Source organism: Paenibacillus sp. BK720 (assembly GCF_011761545.1).
Taxonomy (GTDB): Bacteria; Bacillota; Bacilli; order Paenibacillales; family Paenibacillaceae; genus Pristimantibacillus.
Map to the genome: position 1 here is coordinate 684,925 of NZ_JAASRQ010000002.1, position 19,074 is coordinate 703,998.

Below are 19,074 nucleotides of genomic sequence, written 5' to 3' on the forward strand. Positions count from 1 at the left end.
GGATTTCAAAACAGTGAAAGTTCGCATCCCACTGACGGACCGGCTCTTTGACGTGATCGTTTACCTCGTTATTTCGCTGGTAGCGGTCTGTACCCTTTATCCGTTCCTGAATGTGCTGGCCATATCCCTGAATGATTCAACCGATACGGTAAGGGGAGGCATTACGGTATTTCCTCGCCACCTCACCTTTGACAATTATTCGCTCATTTTTTCGTTCGCAGGGCTGCTTACCGGACTCAAGATTTCGGTGCTGCGGACATTGGCCGGTACGGTATTGGGACTTATCAGTTCTTCCATGCTGGCTTACGTGCTAAGCCGGGCGGATTTCGACGGACGAAAATTTTTGTCCCTATTCCTGGCGCTTACGATGTATGTATCGGGCGGTCTTATTCCTTTTTACCTTCTGATGCGCGATATGCATCTTATCGGAACGTTCTGGGTGTATGTGCTGCCCGGACTCGTAAGCGCATTCAACGTATTTATCATTCGCTCGTTTATCGATGGGCTGCCGTATGCTCTTCAGGAATCGGCCAAGCTGGACGGAGCCAATGATTTTACGATTTACTGGCGCGTCATTCTTCCGTTATTGCTGCCGGCACTGGCAACGGTTGCGCTGTTCCTTGCGGTTGGCCAATGGAATTCCTGGTTTGATACGTATTTGTACAACGGCTCGAAGGAGCATTTGACCACGCTGCAGTTCGAGTTAATGAAAGTGCTGCAGAGCACCCAGGTGGGCAGCAACGGTCAAGAGGTTAACGGGACGAACATGAATCAAGTGATGAACAGAATTTCTCCGGAATCGGTCAAAATGGCGATCACAATCATTGTTACGGTTCCGATTCTTCTGGTCTATCCGTTTCTGCAGCGGTATTTCGTTACGGGGATGACGCTTGGCGCGGTGAAAAGCTGATGGATCCGACAGCGGTATCGGCAGGGAAACCTGTTTATACAATATACGAATCTTAATCTAAATGGGGGTATACAGATGGTAAAAGCAGGAGAAATTTCGAAGCTGGGCATGGTCTTGACGCTCGCGGCAGGCGTGCTGGCCGGATGTGCGGGAAATAGCGGCAATAGCAATGTTGTAAGCGATAACACGGGAAAAGAGCAGGGAAATGATACCTCCCCGGTCACCTTCTCGTTCTTCGGAGAGGATCCCAATCCCAACTGGAGAGATATGCAGGATGATGTAGGCAAAGAAATTACAAAGCAGACGGGCGTTACGCTGGATGCCGAGTTTGCGGTTGGCGACCCGGCACAGAAGGTAGCTCTCATCGCGACCAGCGGGGATTATCCCGATCTGATCAGCCCCAAAGGGGATTTGAACAAAATGGTCGATGCGGGAGCCATGCTTGATCTGACGGATTTGATCGAGAAATATGCCCCAAATCTCAAGAAGCTGTTTGGCGATCAAATGAATCGGTTGCGCTACAGCAACGACGATCCGTCCATCTATGTGATCCCGACCTATTCGGCTGTCGACGGCCAGACGTTTGTAGCGGGGGGCGGATTCGAGCTGCAGCACCGCGCGGTGAAGGAAGCGGGTTACCCTGAGATCAAGACTCTGCAAGATTACGAGAATGTCATCAAAGCTTATATAGAGAAGCACCCGACGGATGAAAACGGGAATAAAAATATCGGACTCACCCTCAACGGGGATGATTGGCATACGTATATTTCCGTTACCAACCCGGCAGCGGAAACGACCGGCAAGTCAGGGGACGGCGAGTATTACATTGATCCGAAAACGAATGAAGCAACCTATCATTACCGTACGGAAGGCGAGAAAGAGTATTTCCAGTGGCTCAACCACATGTACAACATCGGGCTGCTGGACAAAGAAAGCTTTGTAGAGAAGAATGACCAGTACCTGGCGAAGGTAGCTTCCGGTCGGGTCATCGGTTTGATCGATGCGGACTGGGGTTATGCGGACGGCGAAAAATCACTGAAAGCGGACAACAAGCTGGACCAAACCTACGGGCATTATTCGGTTATGCTATCGGGCGCTTATAAGGATAACCGCTTCCAGTCCACGGGCTTTATGGCTGGCTGGGGCATCGGCATCACAACATCCTGCAAAGATCCGGTGAGAGCGATTAAATTCCTGGATTATCTGGCGTCCGAGCAAGCCCAGGTTCTTAACAACTGGGGCATTGAAGGCAAGCATTATACGTTGCAGGATGGAAAACGCGTCGTTCCGGAGGACGTTCAGAATCGCATTATTAACGATAATACGGCTTTTAGCCAAGAATCCGGCATTGGCTTTTATTCCAATATCGGCGCGCATTACGGTGATGGCGTCAAAGATTCCACGGGCAATTATTATACGAAGAATTTCCCGGAGCAAATCGTGAGCACGTACACAAGCGCCGATAAGGAAACGCTCAAGGCGTATAACGCGACTACCTGGAAAGACCTGTTCCCGCAAGAGGATCAGTTTCCGGTAAAGGCTTGGGGAGCGGCTTGGAATATAACCGTGCCCGGCGATGACGAAGTGACCATTCTCGCCAATAAAATGAAGGACATTACATGGAAGCAGATTCCGCGAATTGTCATGGCGAAGCCGGAAGACTTCGATAAATTGTGGGACGGCTACCAGAAGGAACTGCTGGACGCAGGGGTAGAGAAAATGGAAAAAGGCTTTACGAAGTATGTTCAGGACCGCGTAAAGCTCTGGAGCGAATAGGCCTCAAGGAAATGGAATGGATGAGGAGAGAGAACATAGTGAAGCAATATAGCAATCAATATAGCAATCCCGTTATTAGCGGGTTTCACCCTGATCCCAGCGTGTGCCGGGCAGGAGAAGATTACTATTTGGTGACAAGCTCATTTGAATATTTCCCGGGCGTTCCCTTATTTCACAGCAGGGATCTTGTGAATTGGGAGCAGATCGGGCATGTCCTAACGCGTACGGAACAGCTGGATTTAAGCAAAGCGGGAAGCTCGGGCGGCATTTATGCGCCAACCATACGCTATAACAACGGAACGTTCTTCATGACAACGACCAATGTATCCGGCGGCGGAAACTTCTATGTCCATGCAGACGACCCAAGAGGAAAATGGTCGGATCCCGTCTTTGTGGACCAGCCGGGTATTGACCCCGATTTGTTTTTCGACGAGGATGGCACCGTCTATTACACCACCTCTCATGATGCCAAGGGACAAGGCGTCTATCAGAGCCGAATCGATATTAAAACCGGGGAACGCCTGTCCGACGTGAGCTTGCTGTGGAAGGGGACCGGCGGTCAATATCCGGAAGCTCCGCATGTTTACCGCATTGGCGAGTGGTACTATCTCATGATCTCCGAGGGAGGAACGGAGTACGGCCATATGGTCACCGTTGCGAGGAGCAAGAGGCCGGACGGTCCATTCGAGGGATGTCCTCATAATCCGATCCTAACCCATCGCAGTCAATTGAGAACCATTCACGCAACGGGGCATGCCGACTTTATTCAAGGGCCGGATGGCGGCTGGTGGGCCGTTTGCCTGGGCATTCGCCCTGCCGGTTATCCCCATCATCATTATTTGGGGCGGGAGACCTTCTTGGCTCCCGTTACTTGGACGGAAGATGCGTGGCCTGTCATTGGAGATCACGGAACGATCGGTGAAATCATGCCGGCGGGAAATCTTCCGCTGCAGCCCAAGACGGAGCCTGCAGGAAGAGATGACTTTGATGAGGCATCGCTTGCCTCGTGCTGGAATTTTCTACGCTCGCCGGATCCAGGCAATTGGTCGCTTTCAGCGAAGAAAGGCAGCCTGACGTTATATGGCTCAGGGGATACTTTGAATGAAACGGGAGCTCCGTCTTTTGTAGGGCGCAGGCAGCAGCATTTTTCATTCCGGGCAAGTACTCACCTCACCTTTGCGCCAAAGCGGGATGGGGAGGAAGCGGGTATCGCCGTGTATATGAACGAACGCTTCCATTACGAGATTGCGGTCACGCAAATAGCAGGCGCTCGCAAGCTGATTTTCCGTCGAAGGCTTGGGACGCTCTGGAAGGTAGAAAGCGAGATTCCGTGGTCCACTGACTCCGTTGTACTAAGCATTCATGCGGATGGAATGAGCTACGTCTTTGGCTTCGCCGGAAGCGGGGAAGAAGAGCCAATCCGAATGGGGCAAGGGGAATGCAGATTGCTGGCCACGGAGGTAGCCGGCGGGTTCACCGGCGTATTTATCGCCATGTATGCGACAGGTAATGGGGCCCGCTCTATAACGCCGGCTTATTTCGACTGGATGGATTACCGGGCTGCAGAGTAGACGCGCCGATCCATTAAACTAAAAAAGATGAACGTATAAACAAACAGCAGCTGTTCACGTGATAGGCTCCTCTTACGGGAGACAGGTAAAAGAACCTGTTACTGAATGAGGAGCTTTTTCAGGGAGGGGGCAACGATTGTGCGACGTTGTTATAAGAAAGATTAGCAAAATGACGTTGTATGACCGCATGAATCTAAAGGACAAGCGAATGCAAGTACGAGAGCCAACGTTGGTCTGTCAGAGATTGTCGTGAAGTAGACTCATGAACGTCATTTGGGCTAGGGGAAACCTAAGCCCTTTTTTTGCTGTGCGGGATTATATGGTTGTAAGTAATCTTCATCATAAATACAGATTGTGTTCATTTGTGATAGAATAAGAAAAAAATAGACGAGGTGTCGTTATGCTGCCCTTACAAAGAAAACAAGCGTTACTGGCCTATCTGGCCGACAAAGGCGCTGCTACGTTAAAAGAGATGAGTGACCGCTTCGGTGTCTCGGAGATGACGATTCGCCGCGATTTGAATGCGCTGGAGCAAGAAAACCGTATACGCCGTTCCCATGGCGGAGCGGTCTATGAGGAGCAAAAACAGGAAATTAGCCAGGACGAGCCGGAGATCGAAGCAAAGCAGGCCGTCAACCAAGATATCAAGGAACGGCTGGCCGCGTATGCCGCGCAGAGGTTTGTTCGAAGCGGAGATACCATCGTGCTCGAGAACGGTACCACCGTATCGAGAATGGCAGAGCGGTTGGCCCATCTGGATCAGTTAACCATATTGACGAACGGGATCGATACCATTAGCCGTTTCCGTCCCTATGCAACCGACAATAGGATGATCATTAGCTGCGGAGGCATGTTCAGGGACATATCCGGCACGTTCGTAGGCCCCATGGCGGAGGAGTTCTTCTCGCGCTTTCATGCCGACACCTTGTTTTTGTCCGCGCTGGGCTATACGCCGGAAGCGGGTTTTACGGATCCGAATCTCATGGATACGCAAGTTAAAAAAATAATGATGCGTTCGGCCAAAAAAGTCGTGATGCTGCTTGATTCCTCCAAAATCGGCAAACGCTTTTTCTCGCCGGTTGCAGCCCTGACGGACATCCATGTGTTCGTGACGGATGACAATTTGACGCATGATCATAGAAAGCTCATTGAGGAGAGCGGCGTGGAGCTTCACATCATCTAGAACTCGATGGTCTATTCCGTATCTGTATTCGCGATAATTTGTGAAAAATTATGTTAGTTTGTGTTAGTTTATGTTATATTGTAATAAACCAACGCAAAGGAGTGGCATCATTCATATGTCATCAAGCTACGATAAAGAGCCTTTTATCGCGATTCGGGGATGGGAAGACGAGGCCTGGGAGGGGTACGAAGCGGTTGGCTTCGAGCTTGCTTCCGCGATCAAGCGCCTTGGGAAAAGAAAAACGGTGGTTGTGCTGGAATGCTACCCGGGCGTCCGCCAGGAGGAAGTCGTCGAAGGATTAAGTCGTGCTATGGATTCGTTAGCCGTCGTTAAAGCCGAGGAAGCGGCGTTGACTCCCGATGCAGTCGACGGCAAAGTAGAACGTTATCTGACGGATGACCGCGTATTCGGTTTTATGGCGCCTTTTCGAATCGAAGAGTTTTATGAAACGGATCGGATCCGCGCTCTTCGCAGCCGGATTGATGCTTTGGAGGATGGCATCGTTCTTGTCATCGGCTTCGGCGCTTCGCTGATCGCCCGGGGAGACCTGGTCATTTATGCGGATCTGGCCCGTTGGGAGATCCAGCAGCGATACCGGGCAGGAGAACTCGGCAATTGGCGAGCGGGACGTCGCGAGGACGATATCCTGCGCTTATACAAGCGGGGGTTCTTCTTCGAGTGGCGCATGGCGGATCGGCTTAAGAAGAAGCGGCTCGGCGAAATCGACTACTATCTGGATACGAACGTTCAGAATTCTCCCAAGATGGTTACCCGTCAAGCGCTGTTTGAGGGGATGGACCAGGCGGCAAGCCGTCCATTCCGGCTGGTTCCTTATTTCGATCCCGGCGTATGGGGAGGAACTTGGCTGGAGAAGCGGATCGATCTGCCCAAGCGCGAGCATCCCTATGCCTGGGGGTTCGACGGCGTACCGGAGGAGAACAGCCTGTATTTTCAATATGGCACCATTCTCGTAGAGCTGCCGGCGATCAATCTGGTATTCTTCCAATCTATTAAATTGCTTGGCGAGAAGGTATACGCGCGGTTCGGAGCTGAATTTCCCATCCGTTTCGACTTCCTCGATACCATAGGCGGTCAGCCTTTAAGCCTGCAGGTCCATCCGACAACGGAGTATATCCGCGAACACTTCGGCATGACCTACACCCAAGACGAGAGCTATTACATTCTCGACGCCTCTCCGGGAGCGCAAGTGTATCTCGGGCTGCGGGAGAACGTCTCCTCCGGGGATATGCTTGAAGATCTGCGCAAAGCGCAGGCAGGCGGATATACGTTCCCCGCGGAGAAGTATGTCAATTCGTTCCCGGCAGCGAGGCACGACCACTTTCTCATCCCCGCGGGCACGGTCCATTGCTCCGCGGCAGGCTGCATGGTACTGGAGATCAGCGCCACGCCGTACATTTTCACCTTTAAGCTATGGGACTGGGACCGGTTGGGACTAGACGGCAAGCCTCGCCCGGTGCATTTGGAGCATGGCGGGCAGGTTATTCGATGGGATCGAACTACGCCATGGATCGAAGCGGAATGCGTGAATAGCATTGAGCCTATCGGAGAAGGGGCGGGCTGGCAGGAAGAGCGTACGGGACTTCACGGGCTTGAGTTCATCGAGACGAGACGTCACTGGTTCTCCGAACCCGTCTTGCATACGCAGAACGGCAGCGTCCATATGCTCAATCTAATTGAAGGAGAAGAAGCGACGATCGAAAGCCCGGACGGATCCTTCGAGCCTTTCGTCGTTCATTATGCCGAGACGTTTATTGTGCCGGCCTCCGTCGCTTCCTACACGATTCGGCCTAGCGGACCAAGCGCGGGCAAGACGTTAGCTACGATAAAAGCGTATGTCCGGGCATAGGAGGCGCTGCGCAAATGAAATTATCCTGGATAGTTGCCTTTGACGTGGGCGGGACGCAGATTAAAGCGGCCGCCTTAAGGGATGGCGTAATTGCCGAAGAAACCGCGGGCCACTATGAATCGCGGGCCGATCTTGCAGCCGGACCGATGATAGCCCATTTTGCGGACATCTTCGCGGACATTCTCTCCAAGGCCGGGCCGGATGCGGCGGTGGAGGGACTAGGCATAGCTTTTCCCGGTCCGTTTGATTATGAAGAAGGAGTCAGCCGCATTCAAGGACTGGGCAAATTTGAATCGCTGTACGGTTTGCCTGTCGGTCGGCTGCTCGAGAAATCGCTGCGCGCGGACGAGCGGACGAGCGGAAGGCTCTCGCAACATTTCCGGATCGCTTTCGAGAACGACGCGGCTCTGTTTGGTCTTGGCGAGACAAGCCCGGGCGGTGCGGCGGAAGGTGCCGATCGAGCGGTCTGCTTGACGATCGGCACGGGACTGGGATCTTGCTTTCTAGAGCGCGGGCGGCTGGTGAAACACCGCCGGGATGTGCCGGCCGAAGGCTGGTTATATACCGTTCCTTATCGGGATGGCATCGCGGACGACTATGTCTCCCGCAGGGGCGTATTGCAGCTGGCCGCCGGGCTGGGTCTGGATGGCGCGCAGCTGGACGTTCGGGGATTGGCCGGCCTGGCGGATGCAGGCGATAAGGCGGCGTTGCAGCTTTTCGAGCAATTCGGATTGCGGATGGCCGATATCTTAATCCCGTCGCTAACCCGCTTTAAGCCTGATCGCATCGTTCTCGGCGGCCAGATCTCGAGGAGCGCGCATCTGTTCGTTCCCGCTTTTCGGGAGGCGGCGGAAAAGTCCCGTCTGCTGGCCGAAGTTCGCGTCAGCCGCGATACGTTGTCCAGCACGCTTCTTGGCGTACACGGGTTTTTAAGGTTGCCGGACGGGAACGAAAAAAACTGATACGAATCGCAAAAATGTCGTCTACCGCTTTATTTGGCCTGGCGCTATACTGATCGCAAGCAGGGAGAGAACACTTGATTAGGGGAGAGACAGCAAATGCAAACCGCAAAGAAAAAGTGGAAAATTTATGTGATTCATCACTCTCACACGGACATCGGTTATACGGAAAGACAGGAAAAAATTGAGCAATATCATGTGGATTTCATTAGACAGGCCGTAGCGATCTGCGAGGCATCGCATACGGAAAAGCATCCGGAATGGAAAGGCTTCAAGTGGACATGCGAGACCTTCTGGGCCGTCGAGAAGTTTCTCGAGAACGCGACGGATGAAGAGAAGAAACGTTTTGTCGACGCCTTGAGCAGGGGAGATATCGAGCTGTCGGGTACTTATTTGAACATGACGGAACTTATTCAATATGAGCTGCTTACGGAGATGCTGGCAAGAGCCGGGAAATTCGCCGCGCCGTACGGTCTTAGCGTCAGATCGGCGATGACCGCCGACATCAACGGCTACAGCTGGGGATATGCGGAGGCCTTGGCCGATGCCGGCATTGAGCACCTGCTGAGCTGCATCCATACCCACCATGGCATGTTCGCCATTGGGCGCAAGCAATTCCCGTTTTATTGGGAGGCGCCAAGCGGCAAGCGTATTCTCGTTTGGAGCGGCGAGCATTATATGATGGGCAATGATCTGGGAATTAATCCCGACGGAACGTTATCCTACTCCGTTCGGGACGAAACGCCGGTTTGGGGCATCGCCGAAGATCATTGGAAGATCGCCGAGACGAGAATAACGCGTTATCTTGAGCAATTGGAGAAGGAAGACTATCCGTACGATTTTATATTGGTCAACGTCATGGGGCTTCTGCGGGACAACGCTGCGCCAAACGGCCGCGTCATGAGCTTCATTCACGAATGGAATGCGAAGCATGGGGACCGTGTAGAGATTGAGATGACCACGCTGAACCGCTATTTCGATCTGGTCAAGCAACAAGATGCGGAGATCCCGGTGTACAAGGGAGACTGGCCGGATTGGTGGTCCGACGGCGTGGCATCAACCGCCATGCATACGCAAATATTCCGCAACGCCCAGCGAATGCTGTCCGTCGTGAAACGGCTTGATCCGCAAGGCAAGAGCGTTCAAGCGAATGAGATGAAAGAAGCCGAGCAGCAATTAATGATGTACGCCGAGCATACCTGGGGGTATCACTCCTCCATCTCCGAGCCGTGGCATCAGATGGTGCAGGAATTGGGGGTTCGCAAAGAAGCCTATGCCGCGAACGCAAGCCGCCTGGTTTACCGGTCGCTGGACAGAGTGCTGCAGGACCAGGGGGACGTGCTGCTGAGGCCGAACCGGGAATTTACTTATAAAGTGATCAATTCGTTTGACTACCCCGTCGAGGATCTCGCCTTCTTCTACCTGGAAGAGCAGTGGGAGGCCGATTATTTCCGGAACGGCATGGAAGTCATCGAGGAACAGAGCGGGGAGATTGTGCCCCACCAGCAGGAAAAAGTGAGCAGAGGGTATCAAATTGCGGTTATGGCCAAGCTGGGCGCGAAGGAAGAGAAACGATACGTGATCCGTAGCGCCACGGCTTCCGCCGCGGGACGCACCACGAGCAGCACGCGCTTGATAGGCGCCGACCGCATCCATGATATTCGCGATCTCATCCCGCAAGCGCAAGAACCCAACAAGATCACGATTACAGAAAATAGCGTCGAGTCCGCCGAGGTGCGAATTTCTTGGCAGCGCGGAGCGGGAATCGTCTCCTGGGTAGACAAGAGTACGGGCAAGGAACTGATTGATGCCGATCAGGCCTGCGGCGCCTTTACGCCAGTCTATGAAGTGACCAAGGGAGAGCACGGCGATCAGATGACCGTCAGAAGAATTATGGGCCGAAACCGCAAAGGGATGAATGTCGAGCGCTCCTTTGGCCGTCTTTCCGGAGTCAAAGAAATAACAAACGGAGCGCTGTACGCCATCGTGGAGCTTGTTTACCAAGTGGAAGGAATGAGTCACTACTCGCTCTTCCTGAAGGTATATAAAGGGCAGGCAAGAGTTGACGTGTCCGTCCGCATGCACAAAACGAGCGTGTGGGAACCCGAGAACGTTTACATTTCCTTGCCTTTCCTGCGGGAGGACAACGGCCAGCTGTGGTTTGAGAAGGCAGGGGCAGCCATTCGTCCGGGAATCGACCAAATTCCGGGTACGCTGACGGATTTCTATTGCATTCAGGAAGGGCTGGCGCTTGCCGCGCCGACTGGCGGACTTGCTCTAGCCACGCCGGACACGCCGCTCATGCAGGCCGGGCCGTTGGAGTTCGGCGAGAGAAGGGTTCAGGGCCAGGAGCCTCACGAACGCAAATCTTTGTACGCCTGGGTTCTGACCAACTATTGGGAGACGAATTTCAAGGCGACGCTGGGCGGGTTCTATGAATTCCGCTATACGCTTCAGTGGGGCAAGCCGTTCCATGCGGTAGACGAAGCCGTTCGGGCGAACCACTCCGTAAACGCGGGTACAATAGCTTTTAGAAGTATATAGTTCAGCAAGCATAAGAAGGGCGTTATCTCTGTCAACAGAGAAGCCCTTTTTGTGCTTTTGCGTGCAGGAAGGAGTTTCGTATGCATCGGATTCTGATTGTTGACGACGAGAGAATAGAACGGGAAGGCATTCGCAATCTGATTCGAAAATTAAAGCTGGAGCTGGATCCCCTCGTGGCGGAGAACGGCGAGGCAGCCCTCCAAATCGTGCGAAGCGAGCCGGTCGATATTGTCATTACGGATATTAAGATGCCCTTTATGGACGGTCTGGAATTGTCCGAAAAAATCCGGGAGGAACATCCGGATATCGAGCTTATTATCTACAGCGCATTCAACGAGTTTGAATACGCGAGAAGAGCGATGCGCGCCAACGTTTCGAATTACCTGCTGAAGCCGATACAGGTGCCTGAATTTCTTGCGGCGATCCAGAGGGCGACGGACGCTTGCCTGGAGAAGGAGGCCGATAGAAAGCGGGAGCTTCAGCTGCTGGAAGGCTACCGCTTAGGAATGGCATACGAGAGAGAAAAGATGCTGCTGGATGCGATAAACGGAACCAGACCGATGAAGCCCCCCGCAGCTGCTCGAATAGATGACGCGGAACCGGAGTCCATCCATCTCTTGCTCGTGGAGTGCCCTCGTCATTTTTTCGATATGCATAATGACGATTTTTTGGCGATGCTCCATGAACGCCTCAATCTCCCTTTCGACTATTTGAACGTGAACGAGAATCAAAGCCTTCTGTTCATCCGCCATCCCGTTCCGTTGTCCAGGGAGACACTCCGGTTTTTGGCCGAAACGGTCTCCGCAAGCACGTTAGAGCGTTACGGGCAGACGGTAGGCATTATTGTCGGCGCCTCTGCCGAAGGATGGGATGGCGTTCATTCCGCTTACTGCGGGATTGAGCGTTTGCTGGAATTCAAGTTTTTCATGAATGAACAAGCGATTTTGTTTGCCGAAGAACATTTCTCCGAAGCTTCTTTTGACGAGGTAGAATTACAGTCGATTTCGGATAAAATTTACCAGTGCGTAAATTTCAGCGACTTGCGAGGAGCCAAATACGGGGTCGAGCTGCTGTTCTCCTATTTGAAAACAACAGGTCATTTTTCTTCGCTCTACACGAAATTTTTATGCTCGGAGATCATGAACAAGCTGCTGGTGAAAGAGCATAAGAAAAGTCTTGCGGTTATTAACGATTACTTGGACAAAATCTCCCGGTCTTCTTCTTTGCACGAGCTGAAGGATCTGATGCTCGGCGTCTTCGACCTGGTAGAATCCTGCACCGGCGCCAGGAACAAAGAAGAATCCGCGAATAGGATCATTGAGCAGATCAAACAGATGATCGAGGAGCGTTACGATCAGGACCTCTCTCTAGAGGGAATTGCCGAACAGGTCTATTTAACGCCCAGCTATTTAAGCTACCTCTTCAAGAAGGAAACAGGTCAAAGCTTGATCCGGTATATTACGCAAGTACGCATGGACAAAGCCGTGGTGCTGCTGAGGGATACGAACATGAAAATCGTTGATATTTGCCAAAAGCTGGGGTACAGAAACTCGAACTATTTCATCCAGTCCTTTCGTCAGCATTATGGCGTAACTCCGGCCAAATACAGGGAAAGAACTCCGTAAAAAAATGGCGCAAATCATAAATATATGAGATAGAGGGCGTTTGCGAAACGCTGGTATGATGGACACGTTACAAGTTAAATCATTGGAGGTTGGGGCATGAACAGAAAAAAATGGCTTATCTTGCTTAGCATGACGGCACTCCTCGGCGTGAGCGCTTGCAGCGGCGGGAATAACGGTCCATCGCCTAATACGGCGACAGAACCGGATAATTCTCAGTCGCCCGCCGAATCCAGCAACGCGTCCGCGACAGACGGACCGTTCGCCAAGTATGAGGATACCGTCAAGATTACGCTGGGACGGCAAGGCGTGTCCGGCAACAACTTGCCTGCCGGCGACACGCTGGAGGACAACGAATATCTGAGATACGTGGAGGAACGTCTAAACGTTGACGTCCAGTACGAGTTCTCGGTTGAGGATTTGAAGGCCTACAATCAGAAAGTCACCTTAGCGATTGCCAGCAACAACATACCCGACGTGATGATCGTTGACGAGCAGCAGTTCCATCAATTGGCCAAAGCCAATATGCTGGCCGATCTAACCGACATCTATGAGGACTACGCTTCGCCGTTGATTAAAGAGTACTATAATTCCTATACCGGAGACCGGGTCCTGAACACCGGCAAAATCGACGGAAAGCTGTATGCGCTTCCGAACACGAATATCGACGGGAATTTTCAGCTGCTCTGGATTCGCAAGGATTGGCTGGACAAGCTTCAGCTCCAGCTTCCGAAGACCGTGGATGACGTTAAAGGCATCGTCAAAGCTTTCGTCGAGCAGGATCCCGACGGCAACGGCGCGAAAGACACAACCGGACTTCTAGGAGATCCGACAATTGTCGGAGACGGAGGATTCTTCACCTTTGATCCTATTTTTAACGCCTATCACTCCTATCCTAAGAGCTGGTTCAAGGATGAAGAGGGCAACATCTTCTACGGCTCTACTACGCCGGAAACCAAGCAAGCTCTTGGCGTATTGCGCGACATGTACGCAAACGGTCTAATAGACAAGGAATTCCTGACGCGGAAATGGGAAGATAACGCCGGATTGGTATCGAGCGGACGCGCGGGCATTTTATTTGCGCCATGGTTCGCCGGCTGGGCCATGTCCGATGCGGTGAAGGCCAACGCAAACGCCGACTGGGTACCGCTCGCCGTCCCGCTCGATGACGCGGGCCAGCGCAACATCGTACCGTCCGTTCCTTCGGGCTCGTTCCTTGTCGTCAACAAAAACGCGAAAAATCCGGAGGCAGTTCTTAAGGTGTTGAATGTGGAGTATGAAGGCATTCGCTTGATTGATCCCGCAACCCAGGAGCTTTACAAGGGGCAGGGCGTAGGTTGGCTCAATTACCCGCTCAACCTGCAGCTTGACTTCCAGGATTCGCTTGCCAGAGACATACCGATCTACGACAAAGTCCTTCAAGACAAGGATAAGACCGATTTGCCGGCACGCATCCTGCCTCGCGTCGAGTCGCTTCTGAAAAATCACGATAATCCGAAGCAGGATATGGCGGCGTACGCGGATTCGCTGGCGTTCTATACCGCGGCTGCCGTAACCGGCGCCAAGGAATTGAAACGCATTGATCCCGTTTTCTACGGCAATACCGAAACGATGCTGAAGAGAGGCGCAAACCTCGATAAGCTGGAGAATGAAACGTTCTTGAAAATTATTACGGGCTCAGCGCCTTTGGATGAGTTCGACAAATTCGTCTCCACTTGGAAATCCATTGGCGGAGATCAGGTCGCGAAAGAAATTGGGGAAATCGTCAAACAGAAGTAATCAAGCCGACTATTCGAGTTGCTGTCAGGGGCTGCCAGGAAGATGAGGTGGCCCCGTATTCATGAATTCAAATTTTTCGCGTAGGTGGAGATGGAATGAGAAACCGCACTTTTATCCGTAATTATCACATCATGTTGATGCCCGGGATTGCGCTGCTTCTCGTGTTCAGTGTCATTCCGATGTTCGGCATCGTGATTGCGTTTCAGGATTTTCAACCGACGCTTGGTATATTTCGTTCGGAGTGGGTAGGCTGGGAAAACTTTGAATATATGTTTGCCTTGCCGGATAGCCGCGTTGTTTTTGTCAACACGATTATCATTGCTTCACTGAAAATCGTATTCGGCATGGCCGTTCCGCTCACATTCGCTCTGCTCCTTCATGAAGTTATTAACGTGAAATTCAAACGGATCGTTCAGACGATCGTCTATTTGCCGCATTTCATGTCCTGGGTTATCCTGTCCGGCATCATGATCAATTTGCTTAGCCTCGATGGCGTCGTCAACCAAGTGGTTCATGTATTCGGCGGAGAACCGATTATGTTCTTGCAGAGCAATAGTTGGTTTAGGGTGGTGCTGGTTGCCAGCGACGTGTGGAAGGAGTTCGGTTTCAACACGATTATCTACGTTGCCGCTCTTACCTCGATTAACACGAATTTATACGAAGCGGCTGCCATTGACGGAGCCGGCCGTTTTCAACGATTGCTTTATATTACGATCCCCAGCTTGCTGCCAACGGTGATCCTGCTCGCGACCTTAAGTCTCGGGAACGTGTTGAACGCCGGCTTTGAACAGATCCTGAACCTGTATAATCCCATCGTCTACCAGACGGGAGATATTATCGATACTTACGTGTATCGCGCGGGATTGCAGGAAATCCAATATGGCTTGGCTACGGCTGTCGGCTTGCTGAAATCTCTCGTCAGCTTTCTCCTGATCGCTGTCTCTTACATGCTTGCCGCACGCTTTGCCAATTACCGCATCTTTTGACGGGAGACGATTGATATGATTCGTGGAACAAACCGGTATGCTGATCTGACAATCTATCTCATTTTGGGCGTTATCGCCTTTTTGTCTATCGCGCCGATCATAAATACGCTGGCCATTTCGTTTAGCGGCAAAATACCGGCCATGTCGGGGCAAGTCTATTTCTGGCCGGTTGAATTTAATCTTAGCGCATACGAGTCGATCCTTAGAGACCGCAGCTTCTTCTTATCCTTTGGCGTTTCGATTCAAAGGGTGCTGCTTGGAGGGGCAATCAATTTTATCATTACGATATTGATGGCGTATCCTTTGTCCAGATCGGCTAAGCTGTTCCCCGGCCGGAATGTCTATATGTGGTTTGTTATTTTTTGCATGCTGTTCAACGGCGGGTTGATTCCTTGGTATATGACTATATCTTCGCTTGGTTTGCTGGATTCGATCTGGGCACTGGTGCTGCCGCCGGCCGTCCCTATTTTTAACGTCATCCTGCTCATGAATTTTTTCCGGGGCATTCCGAAGGAATTGGAGGAAGCGGCGAGTATGGACGGAGCGGGACCATGGAAAATGCTTTTTGTCATTTTTGTCCCGATTTCCTTGCCGGCCTTGGCTACCGTAACGCTATTTTCGATCGTTGGGCATTGGAACGCCTTCTTTGACGGCATGGTTCTCATTAATCATAAAGAGCACTGGCCGCTTCAAACCTATATTCAGCAATTGATCATCAGCGTCAGCTCGATCATGAATACGACGGACCCCGAAGAAATAAGGCGATTGACGAATATGTCAAGCCAGCTGCTTAATTCTGCCAAAGTGATGGTGTCCATGGTCCCGATTTTGCTGATTTATCCGTTTCTGCAAAAATATTTCGTGAACGGCATCGTGCTTGGCGCGGTAAAAGAATAGAGGAAATCGGCGCTTAAAGTGGAAGATAGGATGGTCGGATTGGCGAAGCCGTTAAGCAGCGTGCATCGGAATCTGCGAAGCAGGATCATGCACAAAGGGAAAGGGCGGATATGCCGTTGCTTGCGAACTGGTTCAACTCCATGAAATTAAGGCACAAACTGTTTGTTTCTTACATGGCCGTGATTTTAATTCCGCTTACGATTCTGGGAATCTATTCTTATCAGCAATCCAAAAAGCTGCAGCTGGAGCAGGCCCATATTGTCTTGCAAGATAATTTGAGAAAAATCGACGATAACCTGAGCTATAAACTTCAAAGATTTAACTCGGCCATCGAATTAATCAGCTATAACCCGAATTTCTCGCAAATTTTCAACAAGGAATACGATAGCTATTTTGAGATGTACGTGGATCTGAAGGAGACCGTCGACCCGCTTATCAATACGACGACATCCTTAAACAAAGATATAGAGCGGATTGTCATATATACGGAAAACAACCTGACGCAACGCATGAATTCCATCATGCCGATTGCTTCGGTGGAGCGCGAAGATTGGTATAAAGAGGCCATGCAGACGATTGATACGCACTGGTATGCGCGGGACGGCAAAATTTTCGGCGTACGGCGAATATTCGGGGACATCAATTACGAGAAAAAGAACCTTGTTTATGTAGAATTGGTTCCGAACTTTTTATCCAGCTCTTTGGATCTGTCCGACATCAAGCAAGCGATAGCGGTCATCACCGATCCCCAGGGAAACGTGGTATACAAGGCGGAGCCGGACTCGAATAATGGATTCGATGCGGGCAAGCTTGCGGAGATGCAGCTTCAGGTAGGGAGTAGAAAGCTTCCGGGATATATTTTGCTCCAGCGCAAGCTTAGGGAATCCAACTGGACGTTGTCCTTGATTGTACCCGTCAAGGCATTAACGGTCAGTCCATGGAAAATCATTCGCGCAACCTTGATTATCGAAGGCATCAGCGTAGTCGTGTTATTGTTCATCATAGGCCTATTCACCCGCGGGTTTGTAAGAAGGATTCAGCGTCTTAACCATAAGATGAGATTGGTTGAGGAAGGCACGCTTACGATCAACTTGAAGGTTCATGCAAGCGACGAGATCGGGGAGCTGGAATCCCGCTTCGGCAAGATGCTGGCGAGTATCAACCTGTTAATCGAGGAAGGCTACCAGAACAAGATTACCCAAAGAGAGGCCGAATTGAGAGCGTTGCAGGCCCAGATTAATCCGCATTTCCTTTATAATTCGTTGTCGGTTATCAATTGGAAGGCGATTGACGCAGGGGCTGACGAAATAAGCCGGGTGGCGGGATTCTTGTCCACGTTTTATCGCACGACGCTGAATCAAGGGAAGGATCATATCCTCGTCAAGGACGAATTTCTGAACACGAAATCTTATCTCGAGATGCAATTAATCATGCATGATTACAATTTCGACGTCGCGTACGAGATTGATGAGAGAATCGTCGAACAGCAAATCATTAAGCTCATTCTGCAGCCTATCGTGGAAAATGCGATCGAGCACGGGATCGACCAGAAGCGAACCGGAAGAGGGGCTCTGCGAATAAGCGGAAAGCTGGGGGAAGACGATAAAACTCTTGTATTCACTGTCGAGGATAACGGTCCGGGGATTCAGCCTGACATAGCCGATGCCCTGCTGACCCAACAGTCTAAAGGGTACGGTCTCCGCAATGTTCACGAGCGGATAAGGGTTCAATACGGAAGCCCATACGGCATTACCATTGCTAGCGAGCCCGGGTGCTGGACGCGGGTGAGCGTTACGATACCCAAAGATTAGGAAAAGGCAGGAATAGATAGAAACTAGAATGATGAAGATTTCATTAGCGTTCAAAGCAATCAAGGAGCAGTCTGCCATCAATCCTGGCAGACTGCTCCTTCTGTTATTAATTGTTAAACCGAAATCGTTAAGTTTATACAGCCGATTAAGCTTATGATTTCATAACGGTCACAATCACGCCGTCCGAATTGTTTCCAGATATTTCGTAGTTTCCGGCAGCAGGCACGTGGAGCGTCGTATTCGAAGATACCGGAAAATAGTAGACGGCGTATGTTATGCCCGAGACAACCGTCGTGATTGATTTGCGCTCTTTTAAATTATCCAAGTATTCCTCGAACGCCCAATGATTCTCTTGCATGATTGCGCTATGCGGAAGCCCGACATACCGTATATGCCAAGGCTCGTTCACGACATCCGTAATTGTGGTTTTATCCTCAGGATAACGAACGATAAACCCATACCTCCAGGAGTTCTCCTTCAACCATCTTCCTTCCGGTGCGTCTTTCATCTGCGCCGTCGTCGAACCGATGTCTAATGCAAGCCCTAAGTTATGCTCGCTATGTCCAGGAACTGCCGCGATATCCGGTCCCAATTCTTCGTATAGCGCGTTTTGCTCCTTGTTGTTTCGATAACCGCTGCTGATAAGAAAATGATCTATACCGTCATCGGCGGCGTCTTTGATCATCGTAGCGAATTTCTTTGTCAAATCGGGAGAAAGCCTAACGGTTCTGTCCAGCAAGCCGAAGCCATTTCGCAATTCCTTATGCTCAAACAAGTTCACCGCTTCGGCATCCGCATGATTAGGCGGTACAGCAAGCTCCTCGTTGATGAGAAGCAAATTCCCCTCGTGTACTTGATTCTTCCCGACTCGGATTACAAGCTTGTCATTATGCGGTCCACTCTCCGAAATGGACGATTCCGAAGGGCTGCCCTTCACAGCCTGTTGAATCGGAAGCTCGTCATCTGCCCTCATGAACCGATTATAGATCACTATCACCGACAACAATGCCGTAAGCAGTAAAAACCATTTTCTCATGAATTGTCCCTCCTCATTCTCTCTTTTCTAGCTTAAGGAAACAAATTTAAAATAAAGCAATTGAAAATCTTAAAGATTTATTAAAACCTTTCATCCGGCTCCAACGCTATTGACTGTTTAATATCAACCTAAG

13 protein-coding genes are annotated in these 19,074 nt (G+C 51.1%); 12 read left to right on the plus strand and 1 reads right to left on the minus strand.

The window, feature by feature from the left end:
- Window positions 1-13: 13 nt before the first annotated feature.
- From FHT67_RS09985 to FHT67_RS10040, 12 genes are all read left to right on the plus strand, one after another.
- On the plus strand, window positions 14-910 hold the full coding sequence (locus tag FHT67_RS09985) for a carbohydrate ABC transporter permease (RefSeq protein ID WP_132306028.1): 897 nt from the start codon (window positions 14-16) through the stop codon (window positions 908-910).
- Between the two features lie 75 nt (window positions 911-985).
- On the plus strand, window positions 986-2,686 hold the full coding sequence (locus tag FHT67_RS09990; protein ID WP_167197741.1) for an ABC transporter substrate-binding protein: 1,701 nt from the start codon (window positions 986-988) through the stop codon (window positions 2,684-2,686).
- A gap of 38 nt (window positions 2,687-2,724) precedes the next feature.
- Window positions 2,725-4,257 carry a glycoside hydrolase family 43 protein gene (locus tag FHT67_RS09995; RefSeq protein WP_347880085.1) on the plus strand — a complete coding sequence of 511 codons (1,533 nt, stop codon included), beginning with the start codon at window positions 2,725-2,727 and terminating at the stop codon, window positions 4,255-4,257.
- A gap of 400 nt (window positions 4,258-4,657) precedes the next feature.
- Window positions 4,658-5,440 (plus strand): DeoR/GlpR family DNA-binding transcription regulator, encoded by a 783-nt coding sequence (locus tag FHT67_RS10000; protein WP_167197747.1) that lies wholly within the window; start codon window positions 4,658-4,660, stop codon window positions 5,438-5,440.
- A gap of 115 nt (window positions 5,441-5,555) precedes the next feature.
- A complete protein-coding gene (locus FHT67_RS10005) occupies window positions 5,556-7,307 on the plus strand; it encodes a class I mannose-6-phosphate isomerase (RefSeq protein WP_167197750.1) in 1,752 nt (583 codons plus the stop codon).
- A 14-nt stretch (window positions 7,308-7,321) separates the two neighbouring features.
- On the plus strand, window positions 7,322-8,269 hold the full coding sequence (locus tag FHT67_RS10010) for an ROK family protein (RefSeq protein ID WP_167197753.1): 948 nt from the start codon (window positions 7,322-7,324) through the stop codon (window positions 8,267-8,269).
- Between the two features lie 96 nt (window positions 8,270-8,365).
- Entirely contained in the window at window positions 8,366-10,810 is a 2,445-nt protein-coding gene (locus FHT67_RS10015; protein WP_132306018.1) for a glycoside hydrolase family 38 N-terminal domain-containing protein, read from the plus strand.
- Window positions 10,811-10,890: 80 nt separating this feature from the next.
- On the plus strand, window positions 10,891-12,435 hold the full coding sequence (locus FHT67_RS10020) for a response regulator (protein ID WP_167197756.1): 1,545 nt from the start codon (window positions 10,891-10,893) through the stop codon (window positions 12,433-12,435).
- A gap of 96 nt (window positions 12,436-12,531) precedes the next feature.
- A complete protein-coding gene (locus FHT67_RS10025; RefSeq protein WP_167197759.1) occupies window positions 12,532-14,211 on the plus strand; it encodes an extracellular solute-binding protein in 1,680 nt (559 codons plus the stop codon).
- 95 nt (window positions 14,212-14,306) lie between these two features.
- A complete protein-coding gene (locus FHT67_RS10030; protein WP_132306012.1) occupies window positions 14,307-15,197 on the plus strand; it encodes an ABC transporter permease in 891 nt (296 codons plus the stop codon).
- Window positions 15,198-15,212: 15 nt separating this feature from the next.
- Window positions 15,213-16,094, plus strand: coding sequence for a carbohydrate ABC transporter permease (locus FHT67_RS10035; RefSeq protein WP_132306009.1), 882 nt, complete (start codon window positions 15,213-15,215; stop codon window positions 16,092-16,094).
- Window positions 16,095-16,267: 173 nt separating this feature from the next.
- Window positions 16,268-17,905: a sensor histidine kinase gene (locus FHT67_RS10040; protein WP_208403210.1), complete on the plus strand. Its 1,638-nt coding sequence runs from the start codon at window positions 16,268-16,270 to the stop codon at window positions 17,903-17,905.
- A gap of 151 nt (window positions 17,906-18,056) precedes the next feature.
- On the opposite strand, the gene FHT67_RS10045 is transcribed toward FHT67_RS10040, so the two are convergent.
- A complete protein-coding gene (locus FHT67_RS10045) occupies window positions 18,057-18,941 on the minus strand; it encodes a M15 family metallopeptidase (RefSeq protein ID WP_167197764.1) in 885 nt (294 codons plus the stop codon).
- Between the last annotated feature and the right edge of the window lie 133 nt (window positions 18,942-19,074).